General features: G+C 56.2%; 12 protein-coding genes. 3 read left to right on the top strand and 9 right to left on the bottom strand.

Translation table 11 applies throughout. From position 1 onward, the window contains the following. Positions 1-25: 25 nt before the first annotated feature. The gene (locus tag CJ187_RS08425) at positions 26-919 is read left to right on the top strand and encodes a glycine betaine ABC transporter substrate-binding protein (RefSeq protein ID WP_102216486.1); all 894 of its coding nucleotides are present in this window, start codon (positions 26-28) and stop codon (positions 917-919) included. A gap of 187 nt (positions 920-1106) precedes the next feature. Here CJ187_RS08425 and CJ187_RS08430 read toward each other — a convergent pair whose 3' ends face one another. The 9 genes from CJ187_RS08430 to CJ187_RS08470 all read right to left on the bottom strand — a co-directional run bounded on the left by CJ187_RS08430 (position 1107) and on the right by CJ187_RS08470 (position 11426). Next, entirely contained in the window at positions 1107-1970 is an 864-nt protein-coding gene (locus CJ187_RS08430; RefSeq protein ID WP_284667490.1) for a formate/nitrite transporter family protein, read from the bottom strand. A 58-nt stretch (positions 1971-2028) separates the two neighbouring features. Continuing rightward, a complete protein-coding gene (locus tag CJ187_RS08435) occupies positions 2029-3342 on the bottom strand; it encodes an MFS transporter (RefSeq protein WP_102216484.1) in 1314 nt (437 codons plus the stop codon). Between the two features lie 93 nt (positions 3343-3435). Then, complete coding sequence (locus CJ187_RS08440; protein WP_102216483.1) at positions 3436-4101, bottom strand: DUF624 domain-containing protein; 666 nt, start codon at positions 4099-4101, stop codon at positions 3436-3438. Next, positions 4094-5179: a LacI family DNA-binding transcriptional regulator gene (locus tag CJ187_RS08445; RefSeq protein ID WP_102216482.1), complete on the bottom strand. Its 1086-nt coding sequence runs from the start codon at positions 5177-5179 to the stop codon at positions 4094-4096. The genes CJ187_RS08440 and CJ187_RS08445 overlap by 8 nt, the downstream gene beginning before the upstream one ends. 57 nt (positions 5180-5236) lie before the next feature. Continuing rightward, positions 5237-6052, bottom strand: coding sequence for a carbohydrate ABC transporter permease (locus tag CJ187_RS08450; RefSeq protein WP_199171087.1), 816 nt, complete (start codon positions 6050-6052; stop codon positions 5237-5239). A gap of 158 nt (positions 6053-6210) precedes the next feature. Beyond that, positions 6211-7056: a carbohydrate ABC transporter permease gene (locus tag CJ187_RS08455; protein WP_102216481.1), complete on the bottom strand. Its 846-nt coding sequence runs from the start codon at positions 7054-7056 to the stop codon at positions 6211-6213. A gap of 64 nt (positions 7057-7120) precedes the next feature. Beyond that, positions 7121-8458, bottom strand: a complete 1338-nt coding sequence (locus CJ187_RS08460) for an ABC transporter substrate-binding protein (protein ID WP_102216480.1) — start codon at positions 8456-8458, stop codon at positions 7121-7123. 260 nt (positions 8459-8718) lie between these two features. Beyond that, the gene (pgm, locus tag CJ187_RS08465) at positions 8719-10398 is read right to left on the bottom strand and encodes a phosphoglucomutase (alpha-D-glucose-1,6-bisphosphate-dependent) (RefSeq protein ID WP_102216479.1); all 1680 of its coding nucleotides are present in this window, start codon (positions 10396-10398) and stop codon (positions 8719-8721) included. Between the two features lie 71 nt (positions 10399-10469). After that, positions 10470-11426, bottom strand: coding sequence for an NAD(P)-dependent oxidoreductase (locus CJ187_RS08470; protein WP_102216478.1), 957 nt, complete (start codon positions 11424-11426; stop codon positions 10470-10472). Between the two features lie 135 nt (positions 11427-11561). Here CJ187_RS08470 and CJ187_RS08475 point away from each other — a divergent pair, with 135 nt between their 5' ends. Together CJ187_RS08475 and CJ187_RS08480 are read left to right on the top strand one after the other, a co-directional pair. Then, positions 11562-12446, top strand: coding sequence for a DUF5926 family protein (locus tag CJ187_RS08475; protein ID WP_102216477.1), 885 nt, complete (start codon positions 11562-11564; stop codon positions 12444-12446). 30 nt (positions 12447-12476) lie between these two features. Continuing rightward, complete coding sequence (locus tag CJ187_RS08480) at positions 12477-13271, top strand: glycosyltransferase family 2 protein (protein ID WP_199171068.1); 795 nt, start codon at positions 12477-12479, stop codon at positions 13269-13271. The last annotated feature ends 74 nt before the right edge of the window (positions 13272-13345 follow it).

Here is a 13345-nt window from a genome sequence, read left to right on the forward strand (position 1 = left end):
TGCACAAGTAGAGGAAGGAAAACGCATGTTTTTGAAGAAAGCTTTTGCTGTGGGCTCAGCCCTAGCGCTTTCCGTTTCGCTCGCAGCCTGCTCGGGTGGTTCGGGAGATAAGTCGGACGCAGGAGAGTCCAAGTCCCTATCCGTTGGCGTACCCGCCGGCTGGGACGAAGGCGTAGTTATTTCCAACATGATGAAGAGCGCGTTGGAAGACCAGGGTTACGACCTGAAACTGACGGACGCGGACATTGGCGCAGTGTTCACCTCCATCTCCAAGGGCGATATGGACCTGCTGTTTGACGGTTGGTTGCCACTTACCCACAAGTCTTACGTAGAGAAATACGGGGACGACATGGAGGACCTGGGAACCTGGTTCGACGAGGCGAAGCTGGCGTTGGCTGTGAATAAGGACGCGCCGATTAAGTCGATTGAGGAACTGGCGGACCACGCGGACGATTTCAACAACGAAATCGTTGGTATTGACGCGGGCGCGGGAATCACGGAAACCACCGAGAAAACCGCGATCCCAGAGTACGGTCTGGACAACATGAACTTCAAGATTTCCTCTACCGCCGCGATGTTGGCGGAACTGGATTCTGCGATGAAGAACAAGAAGAACATTGTGGTTACCCTGTGGAGCCCCCACTGGGCGTACAGCGCGTTCGACGTGCGTGACCTAGAGGACCCGAAGGGGGCCATGGGCGGCGCAGAGAAGATCCACACGTTCGCACGCAAGGACTTCAGCAAAGATAATGAAGCTGTTGCGAAGATGATTAAGAACTTCAAACTTTCGGCCGAAGAGCTTTCGGACGTGGAGAACTACGTGTTGAACGAGCACAAGGACGAGCCGATTGACAAAACTGTTAAAGAATGGCTCGATAAGAACCAGGAAGTGCGCGACCGCATGAAGATCGAGAAGTAACCCACTTCCTGTGGTTTTCTTCGTGAGGTTCTAACGCGCATCTAAGCGCAAGAACAAACTAAAGGGGGCTTGGATCCGCCGCGGAAGCGGGTCCAAGCCCCCTTTTTGTATCCCCTCATTGTAAAAATACTGGGCGGTAAGAGCAGGGGTTACTGGCCTACCAGTGGGCTACTTGCCTGGCTGTGAGTTATTGGCCCGGTTGTGAGTCGGCCGTGGAATGTGGATGTTTGTGCGCGTACCAGAAGTAGATGCCTACGAATACACCTCCGCCGAGAATATTTCCCAACGTGACCGGCAGCAGATTCACAAATAGAGCGTTGAACAGAGTAAGTGGCCCGTGCCCGTAATCAAGTAGCAGGCCGTAGGGCAGCATGTACATATTCGCAACAGAGTGCTCGAATCCAACTGCTACGAACAATGAAATCGGACCGATTACCGCGACAATCTTATCCGTGAGGGAACGTCCAGCGTACGACAGCCACACCGCTAGACAGACCGCCAGGTTGCAACCAATCCCAAGAACGAAGCATTCAAACGGCGTGTGTGAAAGCTTCGCAGACGCCGTCGCTACAATTGTTCGCCCCCAGGCTCCGTTCGCGTTCTTCTGCAGTCCACCAAAATAGCAAAGCGCAACCACCCCGAGTGACCCAACCAGGTTCCCCACGTAAACCACAGCCCAGTGGGCGAATACTTGTGGCCAGTTCAGCATGCCTTCCGCCTTGGCCACCAGGTTCATAGTAGTTGAGGTGAACAGGTCCGCCCCTGTAATAATCACGAGGCCTAAACCAACGGAGAAAACTAGGCCACTAAGCAGCTTAGCCACCCCAAAAGGCAGGTGGTTGCTACCGGTTGCTACCGTGGTGAAGAACGTGAAGCCTAATGCGATGAACGCACCCGCAGAAACTGCGAGCATGAACATTTTTGTGGGCCGGGCCGTAGCTTTGCCGAGCATCGCGTTAGCGGCTATACCCACAATTTCTTTAGGGGAGGCAATTGGAGACTGGCTAGAGGGAGAATTTGACGACTGTGCTGGTGTAATGGGATTGCTCATACTCCACACTTTAGTCCTATATCCGCATTAAAGGTGTGTTGTATCAGCGTGTAACCTGTTACTTATCTTGTGTGTCGCCGTTGTTCTGGTCGCCTTTACGCCGCTTCTTACGCTTCCACAGCCGGCCCATCCCCAGGCGGCGCGAACGCAGCTCGGTGGGTAGGTGATTCTTCTTGCGTTTACGCGAGGTTTCGCGCAAGAACGGAATCGAAAGCAGCGTCACCAGCGTCATCAACCACGCGAAAGCAATCACGGCGTGGAACCCACCGTAAGAACCCGAATGGTCAATGAACCGGCCTGCAATCGCCGAGCCGATTGACACGCCCACGTTCATTGCCGTGGACATCCATGTGAGCCCTTCCGTTAGACGTCGGGCGGGCACAGCCCGCTGAACCATCGCGTTCACGTTAATCATGGTGGGGGAAATACCGAAGCCGGTTATGAACATCATGATCGCCATCAACACCACGCCTTTAGTGAATCCCACTAGCGTAACGCCAACAGATAGGGCCACCACCCCGGTTACGAACAGTTTCCACAGTGGGAACCGCCAGGTGCGTGCCCCGTAAATCAGACCCGCTAGCATCGATCCGGTGGCGAACACGGCCAGCAGTAATCCTGAGGCCGACCGCACTCCGTGTTCAGAAGTGAACGCTACTACGGACACGTCGATCCCACCGAACATCGCGCCCGCTCCAATGTACACGAGCGCCAGGGAGATCATCACCGGTTGAGTCATCACTGAACCACCCGCGTCCGCTGCCGCGTCTTTACCTAACGCCGGTGGTTCCGTTTCTCGTTGCGATAGGAACCACACGCCGCCAAACAGGGCAAACAAAACCGCTAACGCCAGGCCAGCGATTGGGTTTACGGAGGTGGTGAGCAAGGTGGCGAGGATCGGGCCCACCATAAACACCACCTCATCCAACGTGGATTCTAGTGAATACGCGGTGTGTAGCTGCGAGGCGTTCTCTACCACGCCCGTCCAACGCGACCGCACCATCGCCCCTAGGGAACCGGAAAACGCCCCAGCTATGATCGTAAAAATGTACAGTAAGATGGCGGGCCCACGCATGAATGCCACCACCATCACCCCGACGATGCCTAGTACGGATGTGATGACCGATGGGAGCATCACTTTTGACTGCCCATACCGGTCCACTAACCGCGCTAGCACGGGTGCCGCTACCGCGTACGCCACGATGTTCACCGCAGAAACTTGGCCGGCAAGCGTGTATGAGCCGTACAGCGCAGAAATCATTAGGATCTGGGAAATACCCACCAGGGACATGGGGAAACGCGCTAAAACCCCGGCTGCAGAAAACTTTAATGCACCGGGGATACTCAGGATCTCACGATACGACTTGAACACTCATCTAGGTTATTAGATATTTTGCTTTAAAACACGTTGCGCCAGGGGTGAAACATACCACCGGATCCCCATCAGAATGCGCGAATGTGCCGCTTACAGGTTTTGTAGGTGGGGGGAAAATATTAGTTGCGTGAGGAACCAGCAGAACGCGAACGTAAAAACAAAGTAAGTGAAAAGTACTGTTCCGCGCGCGCCGGGTACAACGAGGGCGAGAATAATCGGGGCAGCCCACACCAGCACAGCTGCGGCGGTGCGGGGAAGATAGCGGATCGACCGGATGGTAGCCGTTTGAAGGACAGATACGAAACTGGGGGTGGTGGGCTTGGGGCTTGGAGTGCGAAAGGGTTTCGATAACTGTCCTAACAGTGCAAATAACCACAGGGTAATTCCAGCTACTACGATTGTGCCGGCAATCAACCCCATTTCTAGCACCATTCCACTGGTGCTCGTTATCGCCGAGCTTGCCTGCCCAATCAACAGCCAGTTGTATCCCCCGAGCATCGCGAGAGCCCCGCACAGCACGGCCCCACCCGTGGCGGCACCGAACCGGTAGGTGAACTCGCGTAAAAACTGACGGGCCGGCCGTGCCCCGCCGCCTTTAATCAGGTCGGCAATCACTGCGTTCGCAGCCCGAGTAGTGGCCCCAATGGTGATTACCGGTAGTGAGCACAGTACCATCAGCAGGTTCACCACCACCAGGTCCGCGGCTAAAGACAACACCGCGTAGAACGAAGAAGAAGGGCTCAACCACTTAGGCACGTGACCTCCATACGGGTTGCTCAGCAAAGATTGTGTTGCGCACCGGGCCGGTGGAGGACCGTACCACCAGCTCACCGGGTAGCAGCAGGTGGCGCGCTGCCTCCCCACGCATGGCCGCGAACAGGGCTTCGCACGTGCGTTCCACTAGGTCGTGTAGGGGCTGTCGGATGGTGGTTAATCGCGGGTGCGAGTACGCAGCGATTTCCACCCCATCAATCCCCACCACAGACACCGCTTCGGGCACCCGCAGCCCCATGTCCAGCACGGCGCGCATCACCCCCAGGGCGATCACGTCCGTCATCCCCACAATCGCTGTGACCTGCGGGTGTTTCGACAGCATTTCGTAGCCCAACTGCAGTCCGTAGTGGTAGGAGTACGGGGTGTCTTGCACGGGCCCACGCAGCACCGCGGGAGTGGTATTGGAACCGAAACGCGTGCGCATTGCCGCGCGGAAATAGTGTGAACGCAGTTCTCCTACTGAATTGTCGGCCGTGTCCGAACCGATGAACCCAATTTCCTCATGCCCCAAGTCCGCTAAATACTCCACGATTTGCGTCAGAGCCAGCTGGTCATCGAGTGCCACCGACGAGTACGCGTCTGGTTTTAATGCTTCATTATGAGGGATGGTGCACAGCACGAAGGGCGCTCCAAGGGCCTCGAACTGTTTGCGGGAACCATCTAGCTGGCCGCCTAGGAACACCACTGCGGCTGGGTGAGCAGTGGCGGTGTGCTGCAAAGCCGCCTGCACTTCATCTTCCCCATGGGGAACCCGCAGCATCGTCACGTGCATTACGCGCTCGCGGATTTTGGCTTCGAACACGTCGAGCATCTCTAAGAAAAACGGGTTTGACGGCCCCTTAACTACTAGCGCCACGCTGTCTGACGTGGTCTGGCGCAGTTTCCGGGCGTGCAAGTTCGGGGTGTACCCCATGGTGCGTGCCATTTTGAGTACGCGTTTGCGGGTGTGGGCGTTCACGTCCGGCGCGTCGTTCAGGGCCCGTGACACCGTGGTTACGCCCACGCCGCAGGCCTGGGCGATTTCCTTAATGGTTACCCGCCCAGTAATTTGTGCCATCATTACTTACACTTTCGTTGCCCATAGGCGTGGCCCCTTCGGGGGCCTACCTTGAGGACTCTATCCTTTAACCGCGCCAGCTACTACGCCCTCAATAATGTACTTTTGGGCAAACATGTAGAACGCGACGATCGGGATGATCGCCAGCACCAGCATCGCCATCATCGCCCCCATGTCACGGTTACCGTTCGACCCCACCAGCATTTGAACAACCACGGGAATCGTCTTGTATTTAGTTGACAAGCCGATCACCAGGTAGGGCAGCAGGTAGTCGTTCCACACCCACATTGCGTTCAAGATCGCCACGGTAATCGCCGTTGGTTTCAACATGGGCAGCACTACCCTAAAGTAGTTCTGCAGGGGGCTGCACCCGTCGATAATCGCGGCTTCCTCAATGTCTAGGGGAATGGATTTAACGAACCCGCAGAACATGAATACGGACAAGCCAGAGCCGAAACCCAGGTACAACACCACGATCCCGATGGGGTTCGCTAAGTGCAGCATGTCGGCGATTTTCACGGTGGGGAACATGACCATCTGGAACGGGATCACCATTGAGAACACGAACATGTAGTACAGGGCACTGGTCCACCACGTTTTCACGCGGGTAATGAAGTAGGCGGTCATTGCGCAGAAGAACACGATTGCGCTTACCGACAGGATCGTGATTACGAACGACCACAGCATGGCCCAGAAGAACCCGGTTTGCACCAAGCCCGTCACGTAGTTCTCTAGGCCCGCCCACATTTCCCCTAGGGGGAGTGCGAATGGGTGGTCTGCGATGGAGAATTTTGTTTTGAATGAGTTGAATAGGATGAAAAATATTGGCCCGAGGAACACGCAGGTAAGGAACACCAGCACCGCGTACAGCAGCAGCTGTGCGGGCCCTAACTTCTGGCGCCGCCGCGGGTTTGCGGGGAGTTTGCCCCCCGGCGCGGCCTGCGGGTGGTTACCCGTACTAGTGCCGGAGTGGTCTGCAACCTGGAGTGTGTTCGGGTTTGAATTGGGCGCGTTCGGATTCAGTGCTGCGGTGCTCACGCCTCAACCTCCTTACTGCGCGTGGCGCGTAACTGGAACAGTGCGATCACTACTACGACGCACACGAAGATAACGGCTTTAGCTTGGCCTACACCCTCAAACCCATTTCGGTTGAACATGGTGTTCACAATGTTGAGGGCCACCATTTCTGTTTGGTGCTGCGGCGCCCCATTTGTTAACGCCAGGTTTTGGTCGAACATTTTGAACGTGTTCGACAGGGTGAGGAACAGGCAGATCGTGATGGATGGCATGACCGTGGGAATAGTTACGTTACGCAGGATTTGCCACCGGCCCGCACCGTCTATCTGCGCGGCTTCCACCAGTTCTGGAGGGACGTTTTGCAAACCTGCGATGTAAATGATCATCATGTACCCCACTAGCTGCCAGTTAATGAGGATGATCAGGCCGATGTAACCGTATTTCCACTCCGAAATGATGGTGGTTGAGTAGCGCGCGAGGAACGCGTTGATGATGGATTGCCAGGTGTAGCCAAGGACGATTCCACCAATTAGGTTTGGCATAAAGAACACGGTGCGGAAGAAGTTTGTACCCGCCAGTTTGCGGGTGAGGACCCACGCGATGGTGAACGCAAACAGGTTTACGCTGATGATCGACAGGATCACTACCAGCAGTGTGAAGCCGAATGCGGCGGTGAACCCTTCGCGGGGGTCGAGGGCATCAATGTAGTTCTGCAGCCCCACGAATTCCGCGTCCGTAATTGTGGTGAAGTCGGCGAACGACAGGAACAGGCCGATGAAGAACGGCACTAGGAACGCAATCAGGAACGCGAGGAGGGTGGGGAGGACGAAGATGGGGAAGTATTTTTTCAGTGTTGCTTGCATAAAGATCACCTAAAGGGGGTGGTGGGCGCGGCACGGTGACCGCGCCCCAACCCAGGTTTATTGGCTACTTGAGCATCGACTTTTCATTATCCCAAGAATCTGTGAAGGTTTTGACAACCTGATCCCACTTTTCGTTCCCCGATGCGTACTGCTGCAGTGCGGCACCGAAGTCGTTCTTGAACTGCTGGGACGGGTAGGTGGTGAACACCCAGGTGATCGTCTCTTTGTCTGTGTCGTTCATGGACTGGGCAACCTGTTGTGCCAGCGGATCGGTGGGAATGTCTCTGTCGGTGAAGTCTTTGTACGGGGCGATGAACCCCAGGTCTTCCACCACGTGCTTTTTACCTTCGTCGGTGGTGAACAGCCATTCAATGAAGTCTTGGGTGGCTTTCTGATCAGCCTTGGAGGCTTTAGCGTTAATCGCGGTAAAGGATTCCGTGCCGATCGCTAGACCTTGCTTTTCTTCACCTTCGTGCCCGGTGTAGATAGGCATGAACTTAATCTTGTCTTCTTTAACTACGTTGCCAGATACGTCTTTGATTTGGCTCCAAGCCCAGTTACCGTTTTGAACCATCGCGGCCTTACCTTGCGCAAATTCTGACATGGAGTCGGTAACAGTTTTGTTGGGCGTCAACGCGGGCTCGACCGTGGAGTCCTTCAGGTACAGGTCAAAAATGTTCTTGTATTCGTCGTTGTACTTGAACTTTGCATTGTCTGTGTCCGTAATGTTTTCGTCTTTGTATTCGTAGAACATCGGGATGTTTGACAGGTGGGTCTGCCAGCGCCAATCTTCACCGGTCGCTAGGGATGTAGATGCGAACGCGCCGTCGATTCCCAGATCCGCTTTCTTTGCCTGCATGTCGTCCGCAACTTCTTTGAGTTTTTGGAAGTTATTGATCTCTTCCATGTTCTTGGCTTTAGCGCCATCCATTGCGAAGTACTTGTCGAAGATGTCTTGGTTGTAGATCAGACCGTATCCTTCTACTGCGAGCGGAAGGCCGTATACTTTTCCGTCTTCACCCTTGAGGGCGAGGTTGTCGTCTTTAATGCTCTTGGCCCACTTCGTGTCCGTTAGGTCGGCTGCGTATTTTTGCCAGGTTTTCAACCCCATTGGCCCGTTGATGCCGAACATGGTGGGGGCGTCTTTTTTGGAGATTTCAGACTTGAGGGTCTGCTCGTTGGTGTTGGAAGCGGCGGTTACGATCTTAACTGGGACACCGGTTTTTTGAGTGTATTCTTTAGCGATCTTTTGGAACGCGGCGTCTTGTTCTGGTTTGCCGTTCAGGTAGTAGACGGATCCTTTGCCGTCGTCAGCTGAATCGGACGAGCATGCGGCCAAGCCGGTTAAGGCGAATGCGCCAGCCACGAGTGCAGCACAGACCTTCCGGGTTCTGGTACTCATGAGGTTCCTCCTTTGGAACGCGGATCCGTCTTCGGATCCCGTAGGTTGTCAAACTTGATCGGAAACGTTTCCGGTCGTTGGTTCAATCATGCCACGTAAACGCCTTTCACGCTAGGTGAACTGACCCACAGTGAGTTTTCAACGACCGAACCAGGTATTTGGTAGCAGAACCGAAAGCCCTGCTACGCAGTTAACGTTTACGATTTCGGTTCATGTTTATTCACAGTGCAAAGCGTGTTACCTTAAACTGCCTAAGAAACTTAACTCTGCAACGCGTTTCCGACAACGTCCTTAGCTTCGGCCAGTACCTCATCTAAATGGTCATCGCCCTTGAAAGATTCCGCGTAGATTTTATACACGTCTTCTGTGCCGGAGGGGCGGGCAGCGAACCACGCGCTCTCAGTGGTCACCTTCAACCCCCCGATTGGGGCGTCATTACCCGGGGCATTCACCAGGCGCGCGGTGATGGGCTCACCCGCAAGTTCGGTTGCGGACACGTCATCGGGCGAAAGGGCAGCGAGCTTAGCTTTTTGCTCCCGATCAGCCGGTGCGTCCACCCGCTTGTACGCCGAATCACCAAACCGCTCCACCTGCTCCTCATGCAACTGTGACGGAGTCTTACCAGTTACCGCAAGAATTTCAGAGGCGAGCAGGCACATAATAATGCCGTCCTTATCCGTCGACCACACCGTACCGTCATTGCGTAAGAACGAGGCCCCAGCGGACTCCTCACCACCAAAACCAACCTCACCAGACAATAGGCCAGGCACGAAGTACTTAAAGCCCACCGGCACCTCAATCAACTTGCGGCCCAAATGGTCTGCAACCCTGTCAATCAACGCGGACGACACCAAGGTCTTCCCAACCGCGCAATCCGCAGCCCAATCTGGTCGATGCGTGTACAAGTATTCAATCGCTACGGCTAAGAAATGGTTCGGGTTCATCAACCCATCTGCAGTGACAATCCCGTGGCGGTCCGAATCCGCGTCGTTACCCGTAGCAATGTCGTACGGCGTGCGACCATCCTCGTTCGGAGTCATGGCCTCCAGCAGGGACGCCATCGCGTACGGGGAGGAACAATCCATCCGGATCTTCTCATCCCAATCCAACGTCATAAATCCAAACGCCGGATCCACCTGCGGGTTCACCACCGTCAAGTCCAGGCCGTAGCGTTCCCCAATCTGCCCCCAGTAATCCACTGAAGCACCGCCCAGCGGGTCCGCACCTATGCGCACGCCCGCACGGCGGATCGCCTCGAAATCAATAATGTTCTCAAGATCTTTGGCGTAGGTACTCAAATAGTCGTAACGCTGAATCTCAGATTGCTGCAGTAACTGTGAACCGCCGTAGCGTTTAACTCTTGACCAACCGTCTTTTAGGATCTCATTCGCCCGGTTTGCGATCCAACTGGTTGCGTCCGTCCCCGCTGGCCCACCGTGAGGCGGGTTGTACTTGAACCCACCGTCGCGCGGCGGGTTGTGCGACGGCGTAACCACAATCCCATCCGCCAAGCCACTGCCAGTGGTGCGCACCCCACTGCGGGAACCCGCGCCGTTCGCCACCAAAATTGCGTGCGACAACGCGGGAGTGGGGGTGTATGCGGAACGGGCGCAGATCCGGGTTTCTACCCCAGCTGCAACCAGGACTTCCAGGGCGGTGCGCCACGCGGGTTCCGAAAGTGCGTGCGTGTCACGCGCCAAGAAAAGGGGGCCGCCAATACCCTCCTTTGCGCGGTATTCCACGATCGCGGCTGTGGTGGCGACGATGTGGGCTTCGTTGAACGCGCCGTCGAGCGCACTCCCGCGGTGTCCGGACGTGCCAAACACAACTTGCTGATCTGGGTTGTTTGGGTCTGGTTCTACATCGTAGTAGGCCGATAGTAGTTCATCGACGTTGATAAGATCCTTCTTTTCGGCAGGCTTGCCAGCTCTTTCAAACATACTTCTAGTGTGGCAGTAACCACCGGAAAAGTCACAGGCATGTCACGGAGTGGGAGAGTATTTCTCAGTGACTATTTCGATTGCGGTGTGCGCATAAGGTTACGCATTCCCGCCACGTCCCCTTCTTTTATTTTCTTGAGGTTGTGGGCCACTACGTCAACGAGCCCATCTGGCCGTCCGCCAGCACAGTGGGGGCTGATAATGAGGTTCGGGGTGTCCCACAGGGGTGAGGATTCCGGTAGTGGTTCGGTTTGCGCCACGTCAATGCCCGCGCCCGACAAGTGACCGTTCTTTAACGCATTCGCGAGGGCGGATTCGTCTACGGTGGATCCGCGGCCCACGTTCACAACCACTGCCCGGTCGGGGAGCGCGTCAATCACCTGCTGGTTAAGCGCATTCTCAGTGTTTTCCGCGCGGGGCAGCACCATAACAAGAATGTCCGTGTCAGCCAGGACCTCAAGAATATTATCGACCGCGTAGGTTTGGAACCCGGAGCGGGTACCTGCGGACTGGGCAATCCCAACCACTTTGGAACCGAATGCGGCGAAACGCTTACCAATGGCCTGTCCGATAGCGCCAAAACCCCACACGACCACTTTGGAATCGACCACGGTGTGGACCCACTGGTCAGAGTGCAGGTCGCGTTCCTGCCCCATGGCTGTGTCCCACGTGTGATTCTGTTTATCGCGCATCAGTTTCGGTACGCGCCGCACCAACGCCAAGGTGAGCGCGAGTGCGTGTTCGGACACCGTGCGGTCGTGGAAGTGCGCGCCGTTACACACCACCGCGTCTGTACGCAAGTTAGAGGACATGAGGCCGTCAGGGCCAGCCGCCATCGACTGCCAGTAACGCACGTTCGGTAGTTGCTCTACAAACGGGTGCACCGCCGGGGTCATCCCCCAAACCACCGCCGCTTCGGCATCCTGGTGTTCAGCTGGAACCTCCTGATTCTCACTTAGAAACACCGGTTCCACTTCACCCGGCAAGTTCCAATCCAGTTTCGGTTCCGGTGGCAGAATAATCTTCATTGAAAGCTCCCTTCGTTCCCTTCAAGACTACAGGTCGGGTGGGGTGGGTGCGCTGGTGGAAGTGACTTTGCGTAAAGGCAAGTTTTTGACGCTACAATTGAGTCGTTTAACAGACTTATCGTTTTAAGGATTCTGATGGGTAAGAAGAGTCGTCGTAAGAAGGTTGTGGGCACGCCGAAGCAGTTCCGCCCCCCGATTCCGCATGTGGCCCGGCCGTTTGAAGGTTTGGATTATGAGGGTGCGCTGGTGTCTATGCGCGAGTTACTGCCTGCCGCTACCTTGCCCGCTAAGACCACTGAGGAATACGGTGCGCGCGAGGTGTTGTTCGTGACGATCCTGCCGAACCAGGCTCAGGCGAGTGTGCGTGGTGACGGTAAAGTGTTGGTGGCGTTGCAGACCCGGTCGCATTCGGGGGATGTGGCGCACGACCTGGGGGTTGCTCTGCAAGAGGCGTTGAAGCGGGCGGAGGCGTTCGACAAAGGTGAGGGGCAGCCGGGTGTGGTGAACGTGGATGTGCGTGACGCCGCCCCTCGGATCGGTGACATGATCTCCTCCGCTGGCGACCTTTCTATTGAGGATTCCCTTTCTTTCTGGTTCACGTCCGAACAGTTGGAAGATGAGCAGACTCAGTCGGCGATTGCACAGTCGTCTAAGGAACTGGTGCCTACTAAACCTGTGCCGGGTCCGTCACTTGCGTTCTGGCAGACGATGCCGAAACTGTTTGTGCGGTGGGTGCGTACGGAAGATGAGACGAAACTTTTCTCCGCTCTTGCGCGCCTAGCGGACAGGGACGAGTTGACGCTTGGGTCTGGTTCCCGGTTTATTGGTGCTTTCCGCGCGCTTGGGATTTCCATTCCGGTGTTCGAGTTCCCCGAGCAGGTGCCGGCCGCTGAGCTAGAGGAGCCGATGGCTGAACTGGAGAAAGCGCTTGCGGAGGCGCTTGCGGATTCCACGCCGCTCACTGATGCGCAGCGGAGTGTGCGTGCCGGTTTGGTGTCGCGCCAAGTGTCTGTTCGTTAACCCGCGTTTAGTGTTTAGGAGGGGTTGGTTGTGACTGCGGGTAAGCGTGAGAAGCAGAAGGTGGCGGTGGTGATTCCCGCGCACGATGAGGCGCGCACTATCGCCACTACCGTGAGGTCTTGCCGGGCCCTCCCCGGAGTTGATCTGCTGATCGTGGTGGATGACGGGTCGGGGGATAACACGGGGGATTACGCGCGGTCCAGTGGGGCTGTGGTGGTGCGTCATTCGATTCCTCGGGGAAAAGCGTCTGCGCTTGAAACTGGGGTGAAGGTGGCGGCGATGCGGGATTTACCTGAGGGTAAGCCCCGCCACCTGCTTTTTTTGGACGCGGATTTAGGGGAGAGCGCGGTTGAGGCGACGTCGCTGATTGAGAACGTTCAGTTAGGGGTTGCGGACTGTGCGGTGGCTACGCTTCCGCCGCAGAAAGGTGCTGGTGGGCACGGGTTTGTGGTGAATTTTGCGCGCCGCGCAATTGAGCGGGCAACGGGGTGGCGGCAGCAGGCCCCGCTTTCGGGGCAGCGTTGTTTAACGCGTGAGGCTGTGAATGCGGCCATGCCGTTCGCTACCGGCTGGGGTGTGGAAGTTGGAATGACGATTGACCTGCTGGTGCAAGGGTTCACGTTCCAGGAGGTGCCGTGTAACTTCTCGCACCGCCCCACTGGGAATGACCTTGCTGGCTACCTGCACCGGGGAAACCAGTATAAGGACGTTTGGGCTGCGGTGATGCGGCGGCGTTTAACAGGCCGTAAAGTACCGCGTAATGCGCGTCCAAAAACCGCTACCACAGCGGGCGCACCCTACCGGATCGCATACGACAAAAAGTAGTACTGGGATACCTGCGAGTTAGCAGTAACCAAATAACAGCGGGGCGCCTGCGTGTTGCTGGTAGCCAGTAACAC

Source organism: Gleimia hominis, assembly GCF_002871945.2.
In the GTDB taxonomy this organism is placed as follows: Bacteria; Actinomycetota; Actinomycetes; order Actinomycetales; family Actinomycetaceae; genus Gleimia; species Gleimia hominis_A.